The following is a 26,102-nucleotide window of genomic DNA, read 5'->3' on the forward strand; positions in this document are numbered from 1 at the left end:
TCAACGGATGTAGTCGGTGAGGCTCAGGCCCAGCACCTTCGAGGAGGCCATCATGGCGGCCTGGTAGGCGGTCTGGCGCTGCAGCATCTCGGTGATCGCGGCCTCCATCTCGACCTCGGAGAGCGAGGACTTCTCCTCGACGAGGTTGTCCTCGAGGGCCGCGAGCCCCGCGAGGACGGAGTCGACCTGATTCTGCCGGGCGCCCACGTCGCCGAGCAGCGCCTGCACGTCGTCGAAGCCGCGGTCGAGCGCGCCCATCGCCGTGCGCATCTCGTCCGGGCTGTCGTTCTCCATCGCGAGCGCGAGGTCCTCGAGCGCGGCCAGCACGCCGGTGTCGAGGAAGACCGTCTGGCCGTCGTGGGCGCCGAGCATCGTGGAGCCGGCCGCGATCTCGATCTGGCGCTCGCCGGTGGGCGGGCGCGGGATCGGGTCGCCGGGCGGCGCCGGCGGGACGGCCGGCGGCGTGTCCGTCTGGACGAAGACGCGCGTGCCGTCGGGCAGCGTGGTCGACGCGGTGAACGGCGGCCGGCCGTCGTTGGTCGTGCCGCCGAACAGGTACTCGTCGCCGACGCGCACGTTGCCGACCTGGATCGCCTGCGCCAGCAGCCCGCGCACCTCGAGGGCGGCGGCCCGGCGGCCCGGCGCGCCGACCGTGGCGCCGACGGTGGCGGCGGCCAGCTCCTTGGCGCGCGTCATCATGTCCGTCAGCTGGCCGAGCGCGGTGTCCTCGCCGTCCAGCCGGGCGACGACGTTCCCGACGTTGCGCTGGTACTGCGAGATGGCGCGCAGCGAGCCGCTGGCCTGCATGATCGCCGACCCCGCCGTCGGATCGTCCGACATCTTCCGCACGCGCTTCCCGCTCGCCACGCGCTCCTGCGCCTCGGCGAGCAGCCGCTGGGAGTCCAGCAGCCGGTTGGTGAGCGATCGGGTGACGAGCGAGTTGGTGACGCGCATGGGCGGGGTGGGTGGTGCCGCGTGGTGTCGGCAGGCAACGCCAGCGGCAGCGTGGCAAGGACGCCGCACAGGGGCGGGCGGTCACGCGGACAGGGCCGTCCGGGGCGAGTATCGGCGCTTCGTGCCGAAAAAATCACCGATGGGAGTGTGGCGACGCCGCACGTGCGGCTTACGCGCCGACGCCCCGGCAATATTTTCCGTCCCCATATGGCCACCATCCTGTATGTGGACGACGAGCCGGCCGTCGGGCTGATCGTCGAGGACACCCTGCGCCGCGCCGGCCACGAGGCGGTGGGGGCGCGCAACGTCCCCGAGGCGCTCCACGTGCTGGCGCGGACGGCGGTCGAGCTGATCATCTCGGACTACCGGATGCCGGGCATCACGGGGCTCGAGTTCCTCGCGATGCTGCAGCGCGAGGGGTACGACGTGCCGGTCATCATGCTCACCGGCTACGCGTCCATCGAGCACGCGGTGGCGTCGATCAAGGCCGGCGCGGTGGACTACATCACCAAGCCGGTGCGCCCCCAGCAGCTGGAGCTGGCGGTGGAGCAGGCGCTGGAGTTCGTGCGCCTGAAGCGCGAGAACGAGACGCTGCGGCACGAGGTGATGGCGATCCGCAGCGAGCGGCAGATCGTCGGCGACAGCCCGGCCATCCGCCGCGCGCTGCAGACGGTGGCGATGGCCGCGCCGACGCGCGCCACGGTGCTGCTGCAGGGCGAGAGCGGGACGGGCAAGGAGCTGTTCGCGCGCGCGATCCACGAGCAGAGCGACCGGCGCGACAAGCCGTTCATCACGCTCAACTGCGCGGCGCTGCCCGAGGGGCTGATCGAGAGCGCGCTGTTCGGCCACGAGAAGGGCGCGTTCACCGGCGCGATCAAGCGCGTGGAGGGCGCGTTCGAGCGCGCGCACCGCGGCACGCTGCTGCTGGACGAGATCAGCGAGATGCGCCTGGACCTGCAGGCGAAGCTGCTGCGCGTGCTGCAGGAGCAGGAGTTCGAGCGCGTGGGCGGCACGACGCCGATCAAGGTGGACGTGCGCATCATCGCGACGACCAACCGCGACCTCGCGCTCGAGGCGCAGCAGGGGCGCTTCCGCCAGGACCTGTACTACCGCCTGAGCGTGATCCCGATGTCGATCCCCGCGCTGCGCGAGCGCCCGGAGGACATCCCGCTGCTGGCGTTCCGCTTCGCGCTGCGCACGGCGGAGGACACGGGCAAGCGGCTGGACGGGATCGCGCCGGAGACGCTGGCGCTGCTGCAGCGCTATCCGTGGCCGGGCAACGTGCGCGAGCTGCAGCACGTGATCGAGCGCGCGGTGATCCTGTCGCCCGATCCGCTGCTGCCGCCGCACGCGCTGGAGGCGGAGCGCTTCGGCCTCACGCGCGCGAGCACGGTCGCGGGCGCGATCGACGGCCCGTCGCCGCTGCGCGCGCTGGCCGCGGGCTTCGGCCTCGCGCTCCCCAGCGGCACCGCCACCGGCAACGGCGCCGCGGCGGAGGACGACGATCCGATGCGCGTGGTCCTGCGCTCGCTCGACGTGAACGAGGCGGAGAAGGTGCTGATCACGCGCGCGCTGGAGGTGGCGCAGCAGAACCGGACGCGGGCCGCGGAGCTCCTCGGCATGAGCGTGCGCACGCTGCGCAACAAGCTGAATACGCCGGGGAAGGCCGAGGACTGAACGGCGGAGGACGGAACGGCGGAGGACGGAACGGCGGAAGACGGTACTGCGGAAGACGATGGAGCGTGAAACGATGGGGCGGACCCTTCGAGCCTGAAGCGTCAGGCCGAGAGGTCCGCCTCTCCGTATCGCGCCGTTTCGTCCTCCGCCCTTTCGTTCGCCGCGGTTCCGTCCTCCGCCGTTCCGCGCTCGAAGGGCTCCATATGCACCAGCACCCCGTGCACCCTCGGCACCGCCCGGCGAATCGCCCCCTTCACCTTCCCGCTGATGACGTGCGCGGCGTCCAGCGGCGTGCGGCCGTCGGCCTGCACGTGGATGTCCACCCAGAGCGCGGTGCCGGCGCGGCGCACGACCAGCTTCTCGACGTCGAGCACGCCCTCCACCCCGCGCGCGGCGCGCTCCACGGGGCCCACGACCTCCTGCCCCGGCATGCGGTCCATCAGGTCGTGCAGCGCGGGCCGCAGCAGGTGCACGCCGTTGTAGGCGATCACGCCCGACGCGAACAGCGCCGCCCAGTCGTCGGCCGCCGCCCACGCCTGCCCCGCGCCCATCCGCGTCGCGATCAGCGCCAGGGCGATCCCCAGGAACGCCGCGGCCGACGTGATCGCGTCGCTCAGGTGGTGGCCCGCGTCCGCACTGACGGCGGTGCTCTCCATCGACGAGCCCAGCGCGCCCACGCGCCGCGCCAGCAGCCACTTCACCGCCACCACCGCCACCAGCACCCCCAGCGTCCACGGCGCCGGGGGGCGGTGCGGGGTCATGATCTCGCGGATCGCCTCCGCCGCGATGCCGAGGGCGGCCACGATCAGCATCAGCGACACGACCGCGGCCGCCAGCGCCTCGGCCTTGCCGTGGCCGTAGGGGTGGTTCTCGTCGGCGGGCTGGGCGGCGATGTGCAGCCCGCCCCACACCACCAGCGACGCCACGATGTCGGCCGTGGACTCGACCGCGTCGGCCACCAGGGCGTAGGTGTTCCCGAAGATCCCGGCGGCCAGCTTCACCGCGGCCAGCAGGGCGTTGACCACCAGCCCGGTCTGGGCGGCGCGGATCGCGGCGCGGTGCGCCGGGGCGACGGGCGACGGGGCGGCGGGCGACGGGACGGCGGACGACATGGCGCCGAATCTAGCCGGCGCCCCCAGGGCGATGGGGAACGGGCATTGCCCAGAAGGGGGCTCTCGCTCACTCCAGCCCCATCCGACCATGCTGCGACTCCTGGCCTCCGGCCTGCTCACCCGCACCGCCTCGCGCCGCATCGCGCGCGTGATCCCCAACCCGCTGGTCCGCACGCTCGCGGTCGCGGCCACGGGGTACGCCGTCAGCCGCCTGCTGGCCCCGAAGGCGAAGGCGCTCGCCGCCTCGCACCCGAAGAGCAGGCTCGGCCGCCTGGTGACGGGCTGACCCGCGAGGCGGGGGCGATCGGCACCAGCCGATCGCCCCCGCCTCGCATGCCGGATCAGGCGACGCGCGCCGGGCGGCGTCTGGTCGGGCGCGGCGGGGACGCCGGCGTCGCGGGCGCCGGCTGGTCGTCCAGCCGGAACCCCGCGATCGCGTCGTGCAGGTGGTTCGCCTGGGCGGAGAGGCTGGCCGCGGCGCCCGCGCTCTGCTCCGCCGTCTCCGCCGCCTGCCGCGTGAGGACGCTCACGCCGTCCACCGCGGCGGTGATCGCCGCCACGCCGTCCGCCTGGCCGCGGCTGGCCACCGCGATCTCGCCCACGACCTCGGCCACGCGCGCGACGCACTGCCCCGCCTCGTCGAGGCGGTGCTCGGCCTCCACGGCGATGCCGGCGCCGTGCGCCGCGCTGCGCACGCTCTCCTCGATCAGCGTCGCGGTGCTGCGCGCCGCTTCCGCGCTGCGGAGCGCGAGCGCGCGGACCTCTTCCGCCACGACCGCGAAGCCGCGCCCCGCGTCGCCCGCGCGCGCCGCTTCGACGGCGGCGTTGAGCGCGAGCAGGTTCGTCTGGAACGCGATCTCGTCGATCGTCTTCACGATCTTCGCGGTGTCGCCCGCGGCGCGGCGGATCCCGGCGACCGCGCCCGCCAGGCGGCGCACGCTCTCCACGCCGTCGCCGGTGGTCGTGCGCGCCACCTCGGCCAGCGTGCGCGCCTGCTCCGCGCGCTCGCCGTTGCGGCCGGCGACGGCCAGCAGCTCCGCCACCCGCGCGGTGACCTGCTCCAGGCCGTCCGCCTGCTGCGCCGCGCCCTCCGCCAGCACGCGGCTGCTCGCCGACAGCTCGCCGCCGGCGCCGGCGACCGCGTCGCTCCCCTGCGCGACCTCGCGGAGCGCGGCGCCCAGCGCGTCGGCGGCGGCGTTGAAGGCGGCCTGCACGTGCGCGTGGTCGCCACGGTACGCGCCGCCGATGCGCGCCGTCAGGTCCTGCGCCGCCAGACGATCGAGCGCGACGGCCGAGGCCTGCATGGGCGCGACGAGCGCGTCGAGCGTCGCGTTCATGCCGGCGACGAGGTCGCGGTAGGCGCCCTGGAAGCGATCGGCGTCGCCGCGCGCGGCGAGCTGGCCGGCGAGCGCCGCGTCCGTCAGCCGCCGCGTCTCGTCCACGAGCCCGCGCAGCGACCGCGTGGACGTCCCGAACGCCTGCGCGGTGGCCGCCGCGTCGGCCGTCATGCCGTCGAGCGCACGCGCCAGCACGCCCAGCTCGTCGTCCGACGCGAGCGCGAGCGGCGGCAGGTGGAACGACACGTCGGCGTCGAGGTCTCCGCCCGCGAGACGGTCGCTCGCCGCCGCGAGCGGCGCGATGGCCTGAGCGCGGATCGCCTCGCACCGCTCCACGACGCGGCCGATCACGCGCCCCGTGCGCCGCGCGCCGAGGTACACCACGACGCACACCACGCCCGCGCTGCAGAGGAGGAAGCCCGCCGTCACGAGGAAGGCGCTGTGCGACAGGGCGATCAGGCGCGCGTCCGCGGCCTCCGTCTCCGCCTCGGCGACGCCGGTCAGCTGGCGCACCAGCGCCAGGTACGCGCCCTCCGCCGGCACGTAGTCGGCGAAGTAGAGCTGCCGCGCGCTGTCGGCGTGCGCGGGCGTGCCGCCCGCCACCAGCTCCAGCATGCGCGTGCCGATCGGCTGCAGCCGCGACGAGTCCAGCGCGGCGAGACGGCCCACGAGCTCGCGCGTCGCGCGCGACGTGGACAGCGCGACCATCCGGCGCAGGTTGGCCGAGTTCGAGTCGTACGCCGCGATGCGCACCTCGGCCTGCGTCGCGAACTCCGCGGGGCTGAGGATCATCGACTGCGTCGCGCCGTTCTGCGTCAGCACGAACGCGTACGACGCGAGCGCCAGCTCCTTCACCGCGCGCGCCCGCTGCATCGCCGCCGCCTGCGCGTCGATGTCGCGGCGCGTGGCGTCGGCGACCTTCACGCCACCGGCCACCAGCGGGACCAGCAGCCCCACCACCAGCGCGACCGTGCGCGCGGCGACGGTGCGCGGCCGCAGCCGGCCGACGAGACGCCGGGCGCGCACACCGAGCGAGGAGGGGACGTCCGCCGTGGGCGGCATTTGGCGAGGGCGGCGAGGGGGATGGCGGCGCGCTTACGGCGCGACCGTGACGGTGAGCTTCATCGCGGGATGGAAGGCGCAGCGCACCTCGACGGTGCCGGCCTTCTCGAACGTCGCGTGCGACTCGGCGCCCGGAGCCTGCGACTTCAGGTTGAACGCGGCGCCGACGGTCGACGAGAAGACGTTGTGCGGCACGCTGTCGTCGTTCTTGAACACGACCTTCTCGCCGACGTGCACGGTGAGCGCGGCGGTGGAGAACGTCTTGTTCTTCTGCGACACGACGTGGTCGGCGGTCCCGTGGCCGACGAGGCCGAGGACGATGGAAGTGGCGAGGAGCAGGCGCATGTTGGGCCGTGGAGGAGAGGAGGAGGGAGGCAGCCGATCGGACGCGCACCGCGAGCGCGGCGCGGCGGCGGTCAGCGCGGGAAGTGCGTGGGGACCGACACGGTGTCGCGGCTCGACAGCGTGCGGAGGAACGCCACCAGGTCGTCCTTCTCCTGGCGCGTGAGGCCGAGCGGCTTGATGAAGGGCGAGAGGCTGGCGCGCCGCGCGCGGCCGCCGCGGTCGTACAGCTCGACCACCTCGGCCAGCGTGCGCTCGGAGCCGTCGTGCATGTAGGGCGCGCGCTCCACGACGTTGCGCAGCGTCGGCGTCTTGAACGCGAACTCGAGGACCTCGACGCCCGGCACCACGCGCGCGCGGCCGCTGTCCGCGCCGGGCACGCCGATGTCGTGGAAGCTGTCGTCGGTGAAGCGCCAGCCGCCGTGGCAGCTCGCGCAGCTTGCCTTGCCGTTGAAGAGCACGAAGCCGCGCTTCGCGGACTCCTCGATCGCGCGGTCGTCGCCGGCCGCCCAGCGGTCGAACGGCGCGGGCGTGGAGTTGACCGTGCGCTCGAACTGCGCGATCGCCTTCGCGACCAGCGCGGGCGTGATCGAGTCGCTGCCGTAGGCGGCGGCGAAGCGCGCGCGATACCCCGCGACCGCGTTCATCCGCCGCACCATCACGGGCAGCGGCAGGCCCATCTCGCCCGCCGCCTCGATGGGGCCGAGCGCCTGCTGCTCCAGCGTCTCGGCGCGGCCGTCCCAGAACAGCGCGGGCGCGTACGCGGTGTTGAGCACCGTCGGCGTGCGGCGGCCGAGCGTGGTCCGCGTGACGCCCACCGCGCGCGCGCGCCCGTCGCCATAGGAACGCGCGGGATCGTGGCAGCTGGCGCACGAGACGTCGCCGGTGCCCGACAGCCGCGCGTCGAAGAACAGGAGCTTGCCGAGCGCGCGCCGCTCCGCCGTGTAGCGGTTGTCCTCGGGATGCGGCACCGAGTCGGGGCGCGCGTACTGCGCCAGCAGCGATCGCACGGCGCGGCGGTCCACGGGGTCCGGTCGCTCGGGCGGCGCGCCGTGACCGGACGACGCGATGGAGACGACGGCGGTCACGCAGACCGCGGCGGCCGCGGTCCACTCCCCGATGCGCTGCGAGATGCCCACTGGACTCCGCCTCCGGTGCGGCGCGACGCCGCTCCCCTCCCCTCCCGATCTCCGCGCGCAGGTGGCAGGGGCCGCCGTCGGCGCGTCGCCCCACGTCCGTGGTGCGCACGGCGGGGAGTATCGACGACCGAGGGGGAGACTTGAGCTGCTTGACGCAGCTGTCACGATGCGCGCGTCGCGACGCGCGCATCGTGACCTTTCCGTGACTCAGGCCGATGGCGTGGAGCGCATGTACACCGCGCCCACCTCCTGCGCGCGCAGCACCGCGTAGACGCCCGACGGCTGCAGCACCACGCCCGGCACGAGGTGCGCGCGCACCTCGGCCCGCACGGCCTCGGGCGTCTGCGTCGTGCGGCGCGCGATCCCGCCGATCAGGTTCTCGAGCGCGACGTTGCAGGCCAGCACCACGCCGCCGTCGCGCACGATCCCCTCGAGATTCGGCTCCGGCTGCCCCTCGAGCATGACCGCGAAGTTCCCCTCGGGCTTCGGCGCGTCCGGCAGCGGACGCGCGTACGGGTTCCGCTCCGCCGGCTTCTTCGAGACGGGGTCGTTGATCTTCCGCGACTCGCCGAGCTTGTACTTCGCCCACAGCGCGTCGTCGACCGCCAGCACGGTGGCCGCGTGGCGGATGACCACCACCGGCACCGCCGCCTGCGCCTCGGCCGGCCCCAGCGCGTCGCGGTAGCCGCGGCGGAAGAGCCACGCCTGCCAGAGCGCGAGCCCGTCGGACACCTCGGGCGAGTCGAAGACGGCGCGGTGCTTCGCGGCCCGCACGCGCGCGCTCCACGCGTCGTCGAAGGCGGGCGCGCCGCCGGTCGCGCCGCCCGCGGGTGCGGCGCCGGCCGCGGGCCCCTGGGCGCCCGCCGTGCTCGCGGCGCAGCCGACGGTCGAGAGGCCGGCCGACACGAGGCCGGCGGCGGCGAGCTGCGCGAGGAAGTCGCGGCGGGGCGTGGTGTCGCTGGACACGGGACGGGGAGGACGTGGGGAGAGTGGGAGGGCGGCGCCGGAACGTACGACGGGGGACGCCCGGCGGCGCCCCCCGTCACCTTCAGTGGTGTCGGACCGCGGTCACCAGATCTGCGCGCGCAGCGCGGCCGGGCGGACCATCTTGTCGCCCTCCTTGCAGCCGAACGCCGCGCGGAACTCCGGCATGTTGGAGAGCGGGCCGTTCACGCGCCACATCCCCGGCGAGTGCGGGTCCGTCTGCACCTGGTTGCGCGCCGCCTCGTCGCGCTGGAGCGTGCGCCACACTTGCGCCCAGCCGAGGAAGAAGCGCTGCTCGGGCGTGAAGCCGTCGATCTTCTCGCGCGACTTCCCCTCGTAGGCCTTCTGCATCGCGGCGTAGGCGATGGTCAGCCCGCCGAGGTCCGCGATGTTCTCGCCGAGCGTGAGCTGGCCGTTCACCTTCGTCACGCTGTCGACGACGGTGTAGCCGTTGAACTGGTCGACGACCTTCTGCGCCTCGGCCTTGTACTTCGCGGCGTCGGCGGCCGTCCACCAGTCGCGCAGGTTGCCCTTCGCGTCGTACTGGCGGCCCTGGTCGTCGAAGCCGTGCGACATCTCGTGGCCGATGACCGCGCCCATCGCGCCGTAGTTCACGGCGTCGTCGGCGTTCGGGTCGTAGAACGGCGACTGGAGGATGCCCGCCGGGAAGACGATCTCGTTCCAGCTCGGGTTGTAGTACGCGTTGACCGTCGGCGGCGTCATGCTCCACTCGGTCTTGTCGATCGGCTTGCCCAGCTTGGCCCAGTTGCGCGCGCGGTTGAAGTCCTGCACGCGCTTCAGGTTCGCGAGGTACGGCCCGTCCTGGACGTCGAGCGCCGAGTAGTCGCGCCACTTGTCGGGGTAGCCGATCTTCGGCGTGAACGCGGCCAGCTTGGCGAGCGCCTGCTGCTTGGTGGAGTCGCTCATCCACGCCGCGGTCGTGATCTTGTCGCGCAGCGCGGCGCGCAGGTTCTCGACCATCGCCAGCGCGCGCTGCTTGTCCTTCTCGGTGAAGGTGCGGCGCACGTACTCCTGCCCCACCGCCTCGCCGAGCGCGCCGTTGGTGGTGTTGGTGCACCGCTTGGCGCGCGGCTGCTGCTCCTTCGCGCCGCTGAACGTCGCGCCGAAGCGGAACGCCTCGTTGACGAACGCGCTGCTCAGCGCGCCCGCCGACGCGTCGATCGCGTGGTAGCGCAGGTAGGCGCGCCACGTCTCCACCGGCTCGGTGGCGAGCAGCGAGTCGATCGCCCTGAAGTACGCGGGCTGGCGGACATTCACCTCGGTGAACGCGGGCGCGCCCTGCGCCTTGAAGTAGCCGGCCCAGTCGATGTGCGGCGTCATCTTCTGGAAGTCGGCGAGCGACATCTTGTTGTAGACGGCGTTCGGGTCGCGCATGGCGACGCGCGACATGCTCGCCTCCGCCATCTTCGTCTCGACCGCGAGCACGCGCTCGGCGTCCGCCTTCGCGGTCGCGGCGTCGGCGCCGGTCAGCTCGAAGTACTTCGCGGCGTGGGCGACGAACGCCTCCCGCACGCCCTTGCTGCGCGCGTCGTCCTTGAGGTACAGGTCGCGGTCGGGGAGACCGAGGCCGCCCTGGCTCGCGCTGACGATGAGGGCGTTGGAGTTCTTGGCGTCCGGCCCCGGCCCGGCCCCGAACGGCGCCAGCCCCGCCTCGGCCTCCAGCGGCCCGAGGGCGCGCGCGAGGTCCTGGTGGGTCTTGATGCCGTCGATGCGGGCGAGCAGCGGCTTGATGGGCGTGTAGCCGGCCGTCTCGAGCGCCACCGAGTCGATGCACGACCGGTAGAAGGCGCCGATGCGCTGGACGTTGGCCTGCGGGGAGCTCTTGGCGTCCACGACCGGGACCGTGCGGACGGCCTGGCGGTCGGGCCGGCCGGCGGTGCGCGCGTCGGGCTTCGGCTGGGCGGCGGCCGCCTCGACGATCTGGCGCAGCACGCCCTCGTTCTTGTCCGCGAGCTCGTTGAAGGCGCCCCAGCGCGAGTAGGCGGCGGGGATGGTGCTCCGCTTCAGCCAGCCGCCGTTGGCGAACTGGTTGAAGTCCGCGCACGGGGCGCAGGTGGTGTCGAGGTTGGCGGGGTCGAGGCCGCGGGAGCGGGCGGGACCCTGCGCGGCGAGGGGCGCGGCGCTCGCCAGGAAGGCGAGGAGCGCGAGGCGGGAACGACTCATGACCGACACGGCGGAGGAGGGTACGGCGGAGGACGAGGCGGCGGAGGGCGGAACGGCGTGCAACGATACGGCGGAGACCCTGGGGCGTCCGTCGGCCGTTCAGCCTCGCAGTGTACCCGCCGGATCCGCCGGTGCTCCAGATGAAGTGACACCGATTTCACCAACCCGGAACGGCGGCACCCTTGTCCCGATTCGGCCGCCGGTGGCCGGCAGAAAGTGCCAGACGGCAGCTTCTGCCGAGTGATCCACAGGTGGCCGCGCGGGCCGCAGAAAGCGCGCAACCGCTGGCCTGACAACGGCTTGAGCGAGCGCGACCGGAACGGCGCGGCGGTTGCCTTCCGGCGGGTGCCTCCCTCCTGCCCCTCCGCCCATGCCCTTTGGCTTCATCAACCGCGTCTCCTCCGCCGCGTCGCTGCGCTCCGCGCTCGACGTCAGCGCCGCGCGGACGCGTGCGATCGGCGACCGGGTCGCCAAGGCGTCGCTGAACAACGGCGACGGCTTCGCCCTCGCGGCAACTTCTGCCGAGAGCCCGGAAGGGGCCAAGCCCGGCCCGCCGGTGGACCTGGAGGGGGAGATGGTCAGCCTCGCCGACGAGCAGCTCCGCTACGAGGCCACGGCCAAGCTCCTCGAGAAGACGTACTCGACGATCCGGCTGAGCCTCCGCGACCGCTGACCGCGAGACCGTAGATGCCCTCGATCCCCAAGCTCGGCCTCCTCCCCGCGTTCGCGCCGCAGTCGCCGGTGCGCCCGATGTTCCGCTCGATGGCGATCGCCGCGAGCGGGCTCTCGGCGCAGCGCCAGCGCCTGGAGACGATCGCCACCAACCTGGCCAACGCGGAGACCACGCGCGGCCCGGACGGGACGCCGTACCGGCGGAAGGTGGCGGTGATGCAGACCGCGACGGCCGAGACGCAGCTGTTCGGCGCGACCACCCCGGCAGGACTTGCCGGCACGGTCTCGAACCCGGTCCCGCCGTTCGGCAACAACGCCTTCCAGGTGCCGGCGCTCTCGGCCATCCAGCCGCGCGGCGACTCCGACGCGATCCCCCTCCCCCTCGGCAACGACGACGGCCTGCACGGCGTCCGCGTGGCCGGGATCGCGGAGGACCAGACGGAGGGCCCGCTGGTCTACGACCCGTCGCACCCGGACGCGGACGGCAACGGCTACGTGCGCTACCCGAACGTCCGCGTGACCGACGAGATGATCGACATGCTGGACGCCCGCCGGATCTACGACGCCAACGCGACGGTCTTCCAGTCGGCGAAGGCGATGCTGAAGAAAGCCCTCGAAATCTGACCCCCGCAGGCCCCATGTCCGTCTCCAACGTCAACAACAACCCGCTCGCCGCCGCGCTCCGCGGCGCCGGCCGTCCGCTGTCCAACGGCGTCCAGCCGGGCGCGGGCAATGCCGGCCACGCCGGCGCCGTCCGGCCGCAGGCGGCCCCCGCGCCCGCCGCGCTCCGGCCGCAGCAGCCGCTGGCCGCGGTGCAGCCGTCGCTGCCGGCGGAGCCGCCGGCGGGCACCGACCCGGCGCTCTGGAGCGTGCTGACCGGTGAGGAGCGGGCGTTCTTCGCCAAGGCCGCCACGATGGGCCCGCTGACCTACAGCCGCATCTCGGCCGGCATCGGCCAGCTGCAGGGCGGCGCGCCCGCCCCGGCCGGCGCGATGATCGGCGGCCGCCTCGACATCCGCGCCTGAGGCCCCGACCATGGCCGACGCGATCTCCGGCATCACCAGCCGCATGGCCCAGCTGGGCGCCTACGGCCAGGGGCCGCTGGGCGGCATGGGCGGGCTGCGCGGCGTCGACACCGGCGCCATCAAGGTCCCCGCGGGCGCGCCCGAGACGGGCGGTGGAGGAACCTCCGGCGCCAGCTTCGGCGACACGCTGAAGCAGTTCATCGGCGGGGTGTCGGACGCCCAGGACGCGGCCGGCGAGCTGCGCGACAAGTTCGTGCGCGGCGAGAACGTCGAGCTCCACCAGGTGATGGCCGCCAGCGAGGAGGCCAGCATCTCGCTCGAGATGATGGTCGAGCTGCGCAACAAGGTCACCGAGGCCTACCGGACGCTGATCAGCATGCAGTAGGACGGGCAGTCGCGCGGCGGTCGCCGCTCGCGCCGCCCCTTCCGGGCGCCCACTCGCCACGCCGCGAGCGGGCGCCCGCGTGCATCCGGGGCGGCCGAGCGGCAAACCCGGCCGCTCGGAGGCCGGCAGGAATTGCCGTCCGGGCACGTTCGGACCGGCGCGGCAGAATCGGCCGAGGAAGGTAAGTCGCGCAACGACAGTGACTTGAGCGAACGGACGGGCGCGGTACGCAGACTGCCTCTACGGGTGGCACCACGGCACCACGGGCTCCCCCTCCCGCCCGCGCCGTCCCGCCTCGCTCCCGCCTCGTGTCCTCCTCCCTGCTCGATCCCATCCAGCCCCTGCTCGACCGGATCGGCGGCGCCCGTCGCGCCGGCATCCTGCTCGTGGGGCTCGTCACCGCCGGCCTGATCTTCGGCGTGTCGCGCTGGGCCACGGCCCCGGTGTGGGTCCCCGCCTTCGCGGGCGTGCCGGTGGAGAGCGTCGGCAAGATGACCGACAAGCTGACCGAGGCGGGGATCGCCTTCCAGCTGGAGAAGGGCGGCTCGGAGATCCAGGTCCGCACCGAGGATCTCGCCAAGGCCCGCGTCGCGCTCGCCCGCGAGGGGCTGCCGACCGCCGGCCGTCCCGGCCTCGAGCTGTTCGACCAGCCCAGCTGGGGCATGACCGACTTCACGCAGCGCATCAACTACCGTCGCGCGCTCGAGGGGGAGCTGGAGCGCACGATCGGGAAGATGCGCGGCATCGAGCACGCGCAGGTCCACGTGGCGATGGCGGAGAACGCCGTCTTCCGCCGCACCGACCGCCCGCTCGAGGCCTCCGTCGTCCTCAAGCTCGCCGGCGGCGAGACGCCGCCCGCCGACGTCGTGCGCGGCATCGCGCACCTCGTGGCCGCCAGCGTCGACGGCCTCGACTCCGACCACGTGACCGTCGTCGACGACGGCGGCCGCATGCTCACGCTCGACGCCGAGGACGCGTCGCTGGCCGGGCTCACGAGCCGGCAGCTCGCGGTGCAGCGCGAGGTCGAGAGCTACCTGGAGAAGAAGGCGCAGTCGATCGTCGGCCAGATCGTCGGCGGCGCCAACGCCCGCGTGCAGGTCTCCGCGCTGATCAACTTCGACCGCGTCGAGCGCACGACGCAGGCGGTCGATCCCGACAAGCAGGCGGTGGCCACCGAGCAGCGCGCCGAGATCACGCCGGGCGCGCAGGGCGGCGCGGCGTCGAGCAACGTCGCGACGAGCTACGAGACCACGAAGAGCACCGAGAGCTTCAGCGGCGCGATCGGCAACGTGAAGCGCCTGACGGTCGCGGTGCTGGTGAACGACCGCGCGGTGCCCGGCCCCAAGCCGTCGGCGCTCCCGCGCACGTCGGCCGAGCTGGCGCGCATCGACACGCTGGTGCGCAACGCGGTGGGCGTGGACAGCGCGCGCGGCGACAAGCTCTCGGTCGTCAACGTCGCCTTCGACGGCGCGCCGGTGGCGGTCGCCGACTCGGTGCCGCAGGACCTGTGGGCGAAGGTGTCGCAGGTGCAGAAGCCGCTCGTCACCGGCGGCGCGCTGCTGGCGATCCTGCTGGTCGCGGTGCTGACGATGCGATCGCTGCGCCCCGCGAAGCCGGCGCTCGATCCCGTGCTGGCGCGCGTGGGCCCCGGCGCCGCCGGCGCCACCGCGACGGCCGCGCTGACCACCGGCACGCACGCCGCGCTGAGCGCCGAGGAAATGCGCGCGCTCGGCTCCGGCGAGGGCGAGCGGCACTCGCAGGTCGTGATCGCGGGCCCCGAGGCGCACGAGCCGATCGTGCTGCGCGAGGTGGCGAACCCGGTGCGCGACCAGGTGGTCGCGATCATCGAGCAGCGCCCCGAGGCGGCGACGCGCGTCGTCCGCAACTGGCTGAAGCAGGACTGAGGCAGAGCCCCCGATGAAGACCTCGACCGCCCTCGCGCAGTTCACCGAGTCCAAGGCCATGCTGCACGGCCGCCCGCTCACCGGCCGGCAGAAGGTCGCCGTGCTGTGCATGGCGGTCGGCACCGAGTTCGCCGCCAAGATCACCACCGGCCTCTCGAACGACGAGGCGGAGATGATCTCGTACGAGATCGCGCAGCTCGACCGCATCCCGCAGGACCTGATGGAGGTCGTGCTCGCGGAGTGGCTCGAGAGCACGCTCGGCATCGCGTCGCTGACGACGGGCGGCCTGGAGTACGCGCGCGAGGTGCTGGAGAAGGCGTACGGGAAGTCGCGCGCGGACGGCATCCTGCGCCGCATCACGAGCCAGCTGGCCGACACGGCCGGCCTGCACCGCCTGCGCAAGGCCGATCCGCAGCAGCTCGCGACGACGCTGCGCGGCGAGCACCCGCAGACGGTCGCGCTGGTGCTCGCGCACCTCGACGCGCCGCACACCGCGGCCATCCTGCGCGAGATGCCGACCGCGTTCGGCGGCGAGGTGCTCTACCGCATGGCGCGCATGGAGAAGGTCTCGCCGGAGATGCTGCAGCTCATCGAGCGCGCGCTCTCCAGCGACGCGGACCTCAGCTTCTCGCAGGGCATGTCGGCCGCCGGTGGCCCGGCCGCGGTGGCGTCGGTGCTCAACCTCGTCAGCGGCACGCTCGAGAAGGAGCTGCTGGAGGGCGTCTCGGAGCGCGACACGATGCTCTGCGAGCAGATCAAGAACCTGATGTTCGTCTTCGAGGACCTCGTGACCCTCGACGACAAGTCGCTGCAGCGCCTCCTGCGCGAGGTCGAGGCCAAGCAGCTCGCGCTGGCGCTCAAGGCGGCCAGCGACGAGCTGAAGGGCAAGATCCTCGGCGCGATGTCGCAGCGTGCGGTCGCCGCGCTCAAGGAGGAGATGGAGTTCATGGGCCCGGTGAAGATGCGCGACGTCGAGGCCGCGCAGTCGGCCATCGTCTCGCAGGTCCGCAAGCTCGAGGAGACGGGCGAGATCGTGCTGAGCGCCGGGAGCGACGATGTCCTCGTCTGACCCGCGGCGCGTCGCCGTCCGCGGCGCGGTGCTCGGCCCCGACGCGCTGGCCGCGTTCGGCCTCGCCGGCACGGGCAGCACCGGCGCGGCGGGCGCGTGGCAGCCGCGCGACCTCGCCGACGCGGGCGCCGCGCCGGTCGCGACGCACGCCGCGCTGGAGGCCTTCGCATCGTTCGACGCGGAGCCGGTGGCCGTCGCGACGCCGTGGAGCGGCGACGTGGACGCCGCCGACGACGCCTTCGCCGACGCGCTCCCCGACTTCCTGACCGTCGAGGACGACGAGGTCGCGGTGGGCCTGTCGCCCGAGCTGACGCTGGTGCGCGAGCGCGCCGTGCGCGACGAGCTGGCGCGCGACTACGAGGCGCAGCTGGCCGCGATGGCCGCGCGCCACGAGGCGGAGCTGCAGGAGGCCTACGCCGCCGGCCACGCCGCCGGGCAGGCCGACGGCGCCGCGCAGGCCGAGCAGATGCTGGCCGACGCGATGAGCGTCCTCGAGGCCGCGCGCGCGCAGCTCCTCGCGCACGAGGACCGCTGGCTCGCGCACCTGCAGGAGAACGTCGCCGTGCTCGCGGTGGGCGTGGCGCGCCACGTCATCGGCCGCGAGATCGCGGGCGACGACACGCTGGTGCGCGCGCGCGTCGCCGCCGCGGTGGCCGAGTTCCCGCTGCACGAGCCGCTGACGCTGCGCGTGCACCCGGACGACCTGTCGCTGCTGAAGATGGCGTTCGAGCTGGAGCGCGGCGGCGACCTGCGCGAGCCGCGCTGGATCGCCGACGACCGCGTCGCGCGCGGCGGCTGCCTGGTGGAGGGCCGCGAGCGCATCGTCGACGGGCGCGTGGACACCGCGCTGGAGCGCGTGTACCGCCAGCTGAGCGGGCAGCATGCCTGAGCTCATGTCCGCGCCCGTCCTCGCCGACGATCCGGCGACCGCGCTGCTGGCGTCGCTCGCCGGCGTGCCGCAGGTCGTGAGCTACGGCAAGGTGACGCGCGTCGTCGGCCTCGTGATCGAGGCGACGGGGCTCGACGTCGGGCTCGGGGAGCTGTGCCGCGTGACGTCGCTCTCGGGCGACCGCTCGGTGCTCGCGGAGGTCGTCGGCTTCCACGAGAAGGGCGTCCTGCTGATGCCGCTGGGCGAGATCGACGGCCTGCATCCGGGCAGCGCGGTGCGCCCGCTCGGCCGCTCGTTCGGCGTCGACGTCGGGCCGCAGCTGCTCGGCCGCATCCTCAACGGCCTCGGACATCCGATCGACGGCAAGGGGAAGCTCGACGCCACGGAGCGCGTGCCGCTCTCCGCCGAGCCGCCCAACCCGCTCGTGCGCGAGATGGTGAGCGAGCCGCTCGAGACGGGCGTGCGCGCCATCGACGGCTGCCTGACGTTCGGCCGCGGCCAGCGCGTCGGCATCTTTGCCGGCTCGGGCGTCGGCAAGTCGACGCTGCTGGGCATGATCGCGCGCCAGGCGCGCGCCGACGTGAACGTGATCGCGCTGCTCGGCGAGCGTGGCCGCGAGGTGCGCGAGTTCATCGAGCACTCGCTCGGCCCCGAGGGGCTCGCGCGCAGCGTGCTGGTGGTGGCGACCGGCGACCAGGCCGCGCTCGTGCGCGCGCGCGGCGCGCTGGTGGCGACCGCGATCGCGGAGTACTTCCGCGACCAGGGCAAGCAGGTGCTGCTGATGGTGGACTCGGTCACGCGCGTCGCGATGGCGTGGCGCGAGATCGGCCTCGCCGTCGGCGAGCCGCCCACCACGAAGGGCTATCCGCCCTCGGTGTTCGCCGCGCTGCCGCGCCTCCTGGAGCGCGCGGGCAACGGCGAGACGGGCGGCATCACGGGCATCTACACCGTCCTCGTGGACGGCGACGACTTCAACGAGCCGGTCGCCGACGCGGCCCGCTCGATCCTCGACGGCCACGTGGTGCTGACGCGCAAGCTCGCCGCCGCGGGGCACTTCCCCGCGATCGACGTGCTCGACTCGAAGAGCCGCGTGCGCGACAACATCATCACGGCCGACCACAAGGCCGCCGCGAACCAGCTGCTGAAGCTCGAGGGCGCGTACCGCGAGAAGGAGGACCTGATCCTCGTCGGCGCGTACCAGCAGGGGAGCGACCAGACGGTGGACGCCGCGATCGCGCTGCGCGAGCAGGCGCTCGGCTTCCTGCAGCAGCCGCCCGACGAGGCGTCGCCGATGGCGCTGACGCAGAACACGCTGAAGCACCTCGCGATGCAGGTCGCCGCCCGCCGCAACGCGCCGCCGCAGCCGATGCAGCAGCAGATGATCCGCCGCTAGCCCGCCGTTCTCCGCTTCATCGTCTCACGCAGTTCCGTTCTCCGCCTCACCGTCCTCCGCCTCACCGTCCCGCGATGTTCCGCTTCCGCCTCCAGCGAGTCCTCGACATGCGCGCGCGCACCGAGCGCGACGCGGCCACCGCGCTCGTGTCCGCGCAGGAAGCCGCCGACGCCGCGCGCGACGAGCAGCGGCGGCTGGAGCGGCAGCGCGAGCAGCTGGCGGCGGCGCAGCGCACGCCCGACGCGGCCGGCGCCTCGGTGGGCGAGCTGCGCAACCTCGGCTTCCTGCTGGAGCGCATGGACGAGCAGGTCGCCGGCGCCGCGGCCCTCGCCGCCGCCGCCAACGACACGGTGCTGGAGCGCGAGGACGCGCTGCGCGCCGCGTTCCGCGAGCGCCGCACGCTCGACCGCCTGCGCGAGAAGCACGAGGACGCGTGGCGCGCGGGCGAGATCGCGCAGGACCGCGCGCTGATGGACGAGATCGCGCTCACCCGCTTCACCACCCAGGGCAACTCCGGCAAGCCCGGCGCCGCGCCCGCCTCCGACGCCGGTTCCGGGTCCTGACATGCTGAAGGTCATCCTCTCCGCCGTCGTCGGCCTGCTGGTCGGCCTGGGCGGCACCACCACCCTGGTCGTGCAGCGCGCCAAGCAGGCCGCCGCGAGCGCGCCCGCCGACAGCGCGAAGGGCGCGAAGGCGGCCAAGCACGGCGCCGACTCCGCCGCGAAGCCCGTCGCCGCCGCGCCGACCGACAGCGCCGCCGCGACCGACACGACCGCGCACGCCGCCGCGGCCGACAGCGCCGCCCCGCACGACGCCAAGCCCGCCGACGCGCACGCGCCGGCGCCCGCCGCGGCGCCCGCGAAGGTCGCCGCGAAGCCGGTCGCGAAGCCCGCCGCGAAGCCCGCCACGAAGCCCGCCGCGCCGACGACCGCGCCGACCGCCGCGAAGCCCGACAGCGCCGCGCAGCACGCGTCCGCGGAGTCGATCGCCGCGCGCGTGTCGAGCGCGAAGGCCGCCGACGCCGGGCAGAGCGCCGAGCGTCGCCTGGCGAAGTACTTCAGCGCGATGGCCGCGAAGGACGCCGCGAAGATCCTGGAGCAGATGGACGACCGCGACGTGCTGCACATCCTCAGCTTCGTCGCCGACCGCCAGGCGGCGGCGATCCTCGGCAGCCTGCCGGCACAGCGGGCGGCCTCCATCGGGCGCGCCACGCTGCGCCCCCAGCCCACGAAGGGACGCTGATGCAGATCACGACCGCATCCGCCGGCCTGGCCGACGTGCTCGCGCCGGCCGCCGCGCCGTCCGAGCCGCGCCCGTCCGAGTCCACGACCGCCGAGTCCACCGCCGCCGCGTTCGACGCGATGCTGGCCGCGCTCGTGGGCCCGAGCGTCGCGAGCAACCAGCCGACGCCGGTGACCTCCGAGACCGAGGAGGTCGTCGACGGCGAGACGCCGGAATCCGACGACGCGGCGTCCACCGACGCCGCCACCGGGATCGAGGGCGCGCTCGGCGCCGACGCGCCGACGATGGAGACGCTGCACTACGGCCTGCGCACCGACGCGCAGCTCACGACGCCGCGCGCCGAGACGGCGGGCGAGCCCGCGTCCGAGCAGGGGAAGGCCGCGCACGCGCGCCGCGACGCGCGCCACCAGCTGTCGGGCCACGGCCGCGGCTCGGCCGCGCACGACGCCGCGCGGCAGGCGCGCCTGGCCGCGAAGCAGACGCCCGATACCGCGAGCGACGACGTCGCGATCGAGGACGTGGCCGATGACGCGAGCGACGTGACCACCGCGGTCGCCGCCGACGCCGCAGCCGAGACGATCGCGCGCTTCGACACGAACGGGATGACGCGCGCGGCGCGCACCGAGCGCACCGAGCGCGCGGCGCCCGTGCCCGTCGCCAGCGACGCCGCCCGCGCGCACGCGAACGCGCACAGCCGCGTCGCGCGCACGACGACGGAGACGGCTGCGCCCGAGACGACGGCGCCCGCGTCCACCGCGCCCGCGTCCACGACGTCCACCGCGCCCTCGCGCGACGTCGCGGCGCTCGCGCCCGAGCTGCAGACGCGCCTGGAGCGCGTGATGGACCGCATGCGCGACGAGTTCGGCTACGACGTCGAGGTGGTCGAGACGCAGCGCTCGCAGGCACGCCAGGACGCGCTGTTCGCGCAGGGGCGCACGCAGCCCGGCGAGGTCGTGACGTGGACGCGCAGCTCGCGCCACCTCACCGGCGACGCGGTGGACGTGAAGATCGACGGCGGCTGGGACGACGCCGCGGCGTTCCGCACGCTGCAGCGCGTCGCGAAGGAGGAGGGGCTGAAGACGCTCGGCCCGCGCGACGCCGGGCACCTCGAGCTCCCGCGCCACCTCGCGAAGGAGATCATCGCCGCGGAGGTGGACGTGACCGCGCCCGCGACCGACGCCGCGCCCATCGCGCTGCCGAAGCCGGCCGCCGCGCCGAAGCAGGCCGCCCTCCCGTCGCACGTCGTCGCGCCGGTGGCCGAGGTCGCGAGCGTCGCGCAGGTCGCGCGCGTCGCGGAGGTCGCGGCCGTCGCCGCGCCGGCAATCGTCGCCAACGCGAACGCGAACGCCGACGCCGCGACCGACGCGAAGCCCGGCGTGCGCACCGCGCGCGGCCCGCGCGCCGGCGTGCCCGCCGCGACGCGCGCCACGCGCAACGACGAGAAGGGCGAGCGCGGCGAGGGCGCTCCCGGCCAGCAGGTCGCGGCCGGCACGCCCGCCTCGCAGCATGCGCCGCGCTTCGCGGCGACGGGCGCGCCCGTCCTCGGCGCCGCGGCGGTCGATCGCGTGACGCGCGTGACGGACCGCATCGAGGCCGCCGCGGCGGACCGCGGCGTCTCGCACCTCACGCTGCGCGTCGACAACGCGCTCGGCGGCGAGGACCACATCCGCATCGACGTGCGCGGCCTGACGGTGGACACGCAGATCGCGCTCGGCGATGCGGCCGCGGCGGAGCGCCTGGGCAACAACATCGGCGAGCTGCGGCAGGCGCTGGAGCGTCAGGGCCTGACCGCCGACACGGTGCGCATCAGCAGCGCCGGCGCGAAGGCGGCCGAGGCGGCGAACGCCGCGCCGGTGGACGCGGGTCGCGTCGCCGCGTCGTCGGGCGTCACCGCGGGCACGAACGCCGGCGACGCCGGCAGCGCGCGTGACGGCTCGTCGCAGTCGCAGCACCAGCAGTCGCGCGAGTCGATGCATCGCGACGCGTCCTCTTCATCGCAGCAGCACGGCTCGCGCGACCACCGCCGCGGCCACGACGCCGAGCCCTGGCTCGCCGACGAGTTCACGCCGCGCGGCCACGCCTACGGGCGGGCGCGCAACGGTCGCTGATCCACCGCCGATCACCCTTCCCGAGACACCATGGCCATCAACGGCACGACGACCGCGCCCCCGATGGGCTCCCTGGAGCCCACCACGCCCGGCGTGATCCCGAGCAACCCGAAGGGAAAGCTCGGCAAGGACGAGTTCCTGAAGATGCTGGTCGCGCAGATGCAGAACCAGGATCCGCTCTCGCCCATGGACGGGCAGCAGATGGCCGCGCAGCTGGCGCAGTTCTCGAGCGTCGAGCAGCTCGTGACGCTGAACGAGACGATGTCGAACCAGGCCGCGGGCCAGAGCGCGCTGCTCGAGTCGCTCGGCGGCAGCCTCACGCTCGGCGCGCTCGGCAAGTCGGTGGAAGTGGACTCGTCGCAGGCCGTCGACGCGAATGGCAACCCGGCGCCGCCGAACACGGTGCTGCGCGGCACGGTCGACGGCGTGCGCTTCACGCCCGAGGGCCCGGTGCTGACGATGGGCCAGTACGAGTTCCCGTTCGGCGCGGTTCTGTCGATCAAGTCGTGATGCACCGCGCGCAGAACTTCACGAATTTCTCGCTGCAATACGCGTAAACGGCGAAACGCGAACCGTGGCTCGCGCGTCGATAGACGCTGCATCGTGACGCTGCCACGTCACGACGCCTGGCGAGCAACACGCTCCGCGTTCGGCCGTCCTCCCCTGTCCTTCCTCTCAACGCCCCCGGAGTCGACCCCCCATGCTTCGCTCCCTCTTTGCTGGCGTCTCGGGCCTGCGCAATCACCAGGTCCGTATGGATGTTATCGGCAACAACATCGCGAACGTTAACACGGTCGCGTTCAAGGCCGGCCGCGTGACCTTCAAGGAGGGCTTCGCGCAGCTGCTCGCCGGCGCCAGCCGTCCGCCTGGAGACCAGGGCGGCATCAACCCGATCCAGGTCGGCCTCGGCATGCAGATCGGGTCCATCGACCAGCTCTACACGCAGGGCAACATCGAGACGACGGGCCAGAGCACGGACCTCGCGATCCAGGGCGACTCGCTGTTCGTGGTGCGCAAGGGGAACCAGAGCTACTACACGCGCTCGGGCAACTTCCAGCTCGACGCCGACGGCAAGCTGGTGTCGCCGACCAACGGCTTCGTGGTGCAGGGCCGCATGTACGACAACGGCCAGCTCGAGGACGGCATCCAGGACATCAAGCTGCCGTTCGGCCAGAAGGTCTCGGCCAAGCCGACGACCGAGATGACGATGGGCGGCAACCTGAACGCCGCCGCGCCCACGTTCGTCGGCGACTTCGACGACGCTGGCCGCGCCGACCCGCAGAACGCGAAGGCGTGGACCGAGACGACGCTCGGCGTGTTCGACTCGCAGGGCACGAAGTGGGACGTCAAGATCCAGTACTGGAAGACGGGCCCGAACACGTGGAACTGGCAGATGGACCCGATGGTCAGCGCCGCCTCGGTGGACTACGTCGTCGACGGCAACTACCCGCTGCCGACCGACGCGGCGAGCGGCCTCCCGGACGGCTACGAGATCCAGGAGGCGAACATCGAGGTCACGAGCCCCTCGGGCGTGCCGTACAAGAACCCCGACGACTACACGATCAACGCCGATGGCGAGATCGAGTTCGAGGCGTCGATCCCGGCCGGCTCGCAGGTGAAGATCCACTACCACATGAACCCGACGGACCCGGAGGCGGGCGCCAACACCGGCACCTTCACCTTCGACTCGGCCGGCACGATCATCCCGCCCGCCGACATGCCGTCGATCGACTTCGCGGTGCCGGGCGCGCTGCCGGTGCAGGTGAAGCTGCAGGTCGGCTCGGGCGTCAACGGCCTGACGCAGTTCGCGACCGCCAGCACCGCGGTGCTCCGCGACCAGAACGGCTACACCGCCGGCCAGCTGCAGAACTTCTCGATCGACCGCACGGGCCTCATCACCGGCTTCTTCACGAACGGCACGACGACGCCGCTCGGCCAGATCGTGCTCGCCGACTTCAACAACCCGTCGGGCCTCCTGCGCGTCGGCGACAACATGTACCAGGAGTCGGCCAACTCGGGCGGCGCGGTGCTCGGCTTCGCGCTCGAGGGGAGCCAATCGCAGATGACCTCCGGCGCGCTCGAGATGTCGAACGTCGACCTGGCGCAGGAGTTCACGAACATGATCATCGCCCAGCGCGGCTTCCAGGCGAACTCCAAGGTCGTGACGACCTCGGACGAGATGCTGCAGGAGCTGATGGGGCTGAAGCGGTAAGCGTCGAGCGGTGAGCGTCGAGCGTCGAGGCAGCTCCACTCGACGCTCGACGCTCGACGCTCGCCCGGCAGTTCCTTCCGCGCGCGCCGCCGGCAGTTCCTGCCGGCCGGCGCGTTCGTGCGTCCGGACCCGCCGCCGCCGGAAACGCCCAAGCGCCGATATCTCAAGCAGTTAGCCACGGGCAGCGGGGTGCCCGCCGCCTGGCACCGGCCCTGCCTTTCCCCTGGCCGAGCGCCACCGCGCGCTCGTCCCCTGCTCCCTGCCCCGCCACGGGCTCCCCGCCCGTCCCGCTCCCGCCATGGCTGCCTCTCCCGAGTCCGAAGTGCCCGCCGCCGACGAGGCGTCGCCGGCCAAGGGCGCCTCCAAGCTGACGCTGATCCTCGCCGTCGTCGGCGGCATCGCCGCCGGCGCGGCCGCCGGCGCGTTCGCGGTCGGCCCGCTGGTCGCGCAGAAGCTCGTGCCGCACGCGGCGGCCGCCGCGGCCGCCGCCGACTCGGCGAAGCTGGCCGAGGGCGAGGCGGAGCATGGCGAGGAGGGAGCCGAGGGCGCCGCGGCCAAGCCGGTGCACACGATCGACAACCTCGTGCTCAACCCCGCGCAGTCGGGCGGCCAGCGCTTCCTGCTGCTGACGATCGCGTTCGAGCTGAAGGACGCCGCGACGCTGGAGGCGATGAAGTCGCGCGACGCCGAGCTGCGCGACGTGGTGCTGCAGTCCGTCGGCGCGAAGTCGGTGGAGTACCTCGCCGACATGGCGCAGCGCGACTCGCTGAAGAGCGAGCTGAAGACGGTCGCCGGGAAGCTGTTCCCGGACAAGAAGGGCGTCATCCGCCGGATCTACTTCCCGCAGTTCGTCATCCAGTAGCCCGGGCGCGACGATGTCCTCCGACATGCTCTCGCAGTTCGACATCGACCGCCTGCTCGGCGGCGCCGGCGCGGCGCTGCCGTCGGCCGGCAACACGTTCGGCGGCGGCGCGCAGTCCGGCGCGGTGACGCTCGAGCAGGAGATGTCGGTCTACGACTTCCGCCGGCCGCACCGCGTCTCCAAGGAGCGCCTGCGCACGCTGGAGGCGATGTACGAGCGCCTGTGCAAGTCGCTCGAGGCGTGGCTCGTGTCGCGCGCGCGCGGCCACGTCGAGCTGCGCCTGCAGAGCGTCGAGCAGTTCTCGTTCGGCGAGTTCGCGCTCTCGCTCCCGACGCCCTGCGCCACGTACATCTTCGACGTGAAGGGCAGCGGCGGCGTGCAGGGCGTGATCGACGTCGGCCACGAGTTCGCCTACTTCCTCATCGACCGCCTGTTCGGCGGCGGCGGCACGCCGAGCATCCCGGGGCGCGCGCTGTCGCCGGTGGAGCGCCTGGCCGTGCGCACGGTCGGCGAGCGCACCGCGCAGCTGCTCGAGGAGATCTGGTTCGACCACGTCCCGCTCGAGCTGAACGTCACCGGCTTCGAGTCGAGCCCCGAGATCCTGCAGATCGCCAACCGCGAGGATCCGGTCCTCGTGGCGAACATCGAGGTCGTCGCCGGCCAGGCCAGCTCGCTGCTGCTGATCTGCCTCCCGTTCGCGGTGCTCGAGAAGTTCTTCCAGTCCAGCGGCCAGCGCCGCGTGGGCGGCGTCGCGGGCACGGAGCGCGAGCAGAAGGAGGCGCGCCTGCGCACCGAGCGCGCGCTGCGCGCCACGCCGGTGACGGTCGCCGCGCGCCTGCCGCAGTTCCAGATGTCGCTGCGCGACCTGAGCAACCTCGCGCCGGGCCAGGTGCTCGCCACCGGCATCCCGCGCGACGCGGAGCTGAGCGTGATGATCGGCGGCCGCGAGCGGTGCAAGGGCGCCGCCGGCCGCGTGGGTCGCCGCCTCGCCGTCCGCCTGCTCGACCAGATCGCGCCGCCCGCCGCACTCGACGAGGACAACGGCGGCTGATCCGCTCCTGGGTTTCGCGCCGTTCCGTCCTCCGCTCGCTCGTCCTCCGCCGTTCCGTCCTCCGCATCATCGCGCTCTCATGAATCCCGCCGAAATCGACGCCCTAGTCGCCAGCGTGCAGGCCGCGAAGGCCAGCGGCCAGCCGATCCCACAGGTCGCGTCCGACGAGCCCAATCCCGCCGACTACGGCATGGGCGCGGACTTCTCCGACGCCAACGCCGCGTTCGCGGGCTCGGAAGTGCCGCTCGGCATGCTGCTCGACCTGTCGCTCCCGGTCTCGATCGAGCTGGGGCGCACGAGCATGACCGTGCAGGAGATCCTGCGCCTCGGGCGCGGCGCGGTGATCCAGCTCGACCGCCTCGCGGGCGAGCCGATCGACGTCTACGTCGGCGACCGCAAGTTCGCCGAGGGCGAGGTGGTGGTGCTGGGCGAGCACTTCGGCGTGCGCATCGTGCGCATCTTCGCCGCCGCGCCGCAGCCGCAGGCCGCCTGAGCGTCC

At 73.6% G+C, this 26,102-nt stretch carries 25 protein-coding genes; 18 read left to right on the plus strand and 7 right to left on the minus strand.

What is annotated here, in order from left to right; all coding sequences use genetic code 11:
- On the minus strand, positions 1–954 hold the full coding sequence (locus rosag_RS09215; RefSeq protein WP_284349803.1) for a flagellin N-terminal helical domain-containing protein: 954 nt from the start codon (positions 952–954) through the stop codon (positions 1–3).
- A 207-nt stretch (positions 955–1,161) separates the two neighbouring features.
- On the opposite strand from rosag_RS09215, the gene rosag_RS09220 reads away from it, so the two are divergent.
- On the plus strand, positions 1,162–2,631 hold the full coding sequence (locus rosag_RS09220) for a sigma-54-dependent transcriptional regulator (protein ID WP_284349804.1): 1,470 nt from the start codon (positions 1,162–1,164) through the stop codon (positions 2,629–2,631).
- Positions 2,632–2,732: 101 nt separating this feature from the next.
- Here rosag_RS09220 and rosag_RS09225 read toward each other — a convergent pair whose 3' ends face one another.
- On the minus strand, positions 2,733–3,743 hold the full coding sequence (locus rosag_RS09225; RefSeq protein WP_284349805.1) for a cation diffusion facilitator family transporter: 1,011 nt from the start codon (positions 3,741–3,743) through the stop codon (positions 2,733–2,735).
- 88 nt (positions 3,744–3,831) lie between these two features.
- On the opposite strand from rosag_RS09225, the gene rosag_RS09230 reads away from it, so the two are divergent.
- Complete coding sequence (locus rosag_RS09230) at positions 3,832–4,029, plus strand: hypothetical protein (RefSeq protein WP_284349806.1); 198 nt, start codon at positions 3,832–3,834, stop codon at positions 4,027–4,029.
- A gap of 55 nt (positions 4,030–4,084) precedes the next feature.
- On the opposite strand, the gene rosag_RS09235 is transcribed toward rosag_RS09230, so the two are convergent.
- From rosag_RS09235 to rosag_RS09255, 5 genes are all read right to left on the minus strand, one after another.
- Positions 4,085–6,142 (minus strand): methyl-accepting chemotaxis protein, encoded by a 2,058-nt coding sequence (locus tag rosag_RS09235; protein WP_284349807.1) that lies wholly within the window; start codon positions 6,140–6,142, stop codon positions 4,085–4,087.
- 33 nt (positions 6,143–6,175) lie between these two features.
- Positions 6,176–6,487, minus strand: coding sequence for a cupredoxin domain-containing protein (locus tag rosag_RS09240; RefSeq protein WP_284349808.1), 312 nt, complete (start codon positions 6,485–6,487; stop codon positions 6,176–6,178).
- A 71-nt stretch (positions 6,488–6,558) separates the two neighbouring features.
- Positions 6,559–7,623: a cytochrome-c peroxidase gene (locus rosag_RS09245; RefSeq protein WP_284349809.1), complete on the minus strand. Its 1,065-nt coding sequence runs from the start codon at positions 7,621–7,623 to the stop codon at positions 6,559–6,561.
- A gap of 207 nt (positions 7,624–7,830) precedes the next feature.
- Positions 7,831–8,589, minus strand: coding sequence for a hypothetical protein (locus rosag_RS09250; protein ID WP_284349810.1), 759 nt, complete (start codon positions 8,587–8,589; stop codon positions 7,831–7,833).
- A 102-nt stretch (positions 8,590–8,691) separates the two neighbouring features.
- Positions 8,692–10,791 carry a M13 family metallopeptidase gene (locus rosag_RS09255; protein WP_284349811.1) on the minus strand — a complete coding sequence of 700 codons (2,100 nt, stop codon included), beginning with the start codon at positions 10,789–10,791 and terminating at the stop codon, positions 8,692–8,694.
- Positions 10,792–11,161: 370 nt separating this feature from the next.
- Here rosag_RS09255 and rosag_RS09260 point away from each other — a divergent pair, with 370 nt between their 5' ends.
- The 16 genes from rosag_RS09260 (at position 11,162) to fliN (ending at position 26,096) form a co-directional block, all read left to right on the plus strand.
- Entirely contained in the window at positions 11,162–11,464 is a 303-nt protein-coding gene (locus tag rosag_RS09260) for a hypothetical protein (protein ID WP_284349812.1), read from the plus strand.
- A 14-nt stretch (positions 11,465–11,478) separates the two neighbouring features.
- Positions 11,479–12,087 carry a flagellar basal body rod protein FlgC gene (flgC, locus tag rosag_RS09265; protein WP_284349813.1) on the plus strand — a complete coding sequence of 203 codons (609 nt, stop codon included), beginning with the start codon at positions 11,479–11,481 and terminating at the stop codon, positions 12,085–12,087.
- Positions 12,088–12,101: 14 nt separating this feature from the next.
- Positions 12,102–12,488 (plus strand): hypothetical protein, encoded by a 387-nt coding sequence (locus rosag_RS09270; protein ID WP_284349814.1) that lies wholly within the window; start codon positions 12,102–12,104, stop codon positions 12,486–12,488.
- Between the two features lie 10 nt (positions 12,489–12,498).
- On the plus strand, positions 12,499–12,873 hold the full coding sequence (gene fliE, locus rosag_RS09275) for a flagellar hook-basal body complex protein FliE (protein ID WP_284349815.1): 375 nt from the start codon (positions 12,499–12,501) through the stop codon (positions 12,871–12,873).
- Between the two features lie 308 nt (positions 12,874–13,181).
- Positions 13,182–14,777 (plus strand): flagellar basal-body MS-ring/collar protein FliF, encoded by a 1,596-nt coding sequence (fliF, locus tag rosag_RS09280; RefSeq protein WP_284349816.1) that lies wholly within the window; start codon positions 13,182–13,184, stop codon positions 14,775–14,777.
- A 13-nt stretch (positions 14,778–14,790) separates the two neighbouring features.
- Positions 14,791–15,846 (plus strand): flagellar motor switch protein FliG, encoded by a 1,056-nt coding sequence (gene fliG / locus rosag_RS09285; RefSeq protein ID WP_284349817.1) that lies wholly within the window; start codon positions 14,791–14,793, stop codon positions 15,844–15,846.
- A complete protein-coding gene (locus rosag_RS09290) occupies positions 15,833–16,735 on the plus strand; it encodes a FliH/SctL family protein (protein WP_284349818.1) in 903 nt (300 codons plus the stop codon). The genes fliG and rosag_RS09290 overlap by 14 nt, the downstream gene beginning before the upstream one ends.
- Complete coding sequence (locus tag rosag_RS09295; RefSeq protein WP_284349820.1) at positions 16,728–18,128, plus strand: FliI/YscN family ATPase; 1,401 nt, start codon at positions 16,728–16,730, stop codon at positions 18,126–18,128. Before rosag_RS09290 ends, rosag_RS09295 begins: the two co-directional genes overlap by 8 nt.
- Before the next feature lie 74 nt (positions 18,129–18,202).
- Entirely contained in the window at positions 18,203–18,691 is a 489-nt protein-coding gene (gene fliJ, locus rosag_RS09300; protein ID WP_284349821.1) for a flagellar export protein FliJ, read from the plus strand.
- Position 18,692: 1 nt separating this feature from the next.
- A complete protein-coding gene (locus rosag_RS09305; protein ID WP_284349822.1) occupies positions 18,693–19,370 on the plus strand; it encodes a MotE family protein in 678 nt (225 codons plus the stop codon).
- Entirely contained in the window at positions 19,370–21,478 is a 2,109-nt protein-coding gene (locus rosag_RS09310; protein ID WP_284349823.1) for a flagellar hook-length control protein FliK, read from the plus strand. The genes rosag_RS09305 and rosag_RS09310 overlap by 1 nt, the downstream gene beginning before the upstream one ends.
- Before the next feature lie 30 nt (positions 21,479–21,508).
- Positions 21,509–21,988, plus strand: a complete 480-nt coding sequence (locus tag rosag_RS25450; protein WP_284349824.1) for a flagellar hook assembly protein FlgD — start codon at positions 21,509–21,511, stop codon at positions 21,986–21,988.
- A gap of 190 nt (positions 21,989–22,178) precedes the next feature.
- Complete coding sequence (locus tag rosag_RS09320) at positions 22,179–23,690, plus strand: flagellar hook protein FlgE (protein WP_284349825.1); 1,512 nt, start codon at positions 22,179–22,181, stop codon at positions 23,688–23,690.
- Between the two features lie 298 nt (positions 23,691–23,988).
- On the plus strand, positions 23,989–24,552 hold the full coding sequence (locus rosag_RS09325; RefSeq protein ID WP_284349826.1) for a flagellar basal body-associated FliL family protein: 564 nt from the start codon (positions 23,989–23,991) through the stop codon (positions 24,550–24,552).
- A 13-nt stretch (positions 24,553–24,565) separates the two neighbouring features.
- A complete protein-coding gene (locus rosag_RS09330; protein ID WP_284349827.1) occupies positions 24,566–25,603 on the plus strand; it encodes a flagellar motor switch protein FliM in 1,038 nt (345 codons plus the stop codon).
- A 79-nt stretch (positions 25,604–25,682) separates the two neighbouring features.
- Positions 25,683–26,096, plus strand: coding sequence for a flagellar motor switch protein FliN (gene fliN / locus rosag_RS09335; RefSeq protein ID WP_284349828.1), 414 nt, complete (start codon positions 25,683–25,685; stop codon positions 26,094–26,096).
- Positions 26,097–26,102 lie beyond the last annotated feature (6 nt).

This window comes from Roseisolibacter agri (genome assembly GCF_030159095.1).
Taxonomy (GTDB): Bacteria; Gemmatimonadota; Gemmatimonadetes; order Gemmatimonadales; family Gemmatimonadaceae; genus Roseisolibacter; species Roseisolibacter agri.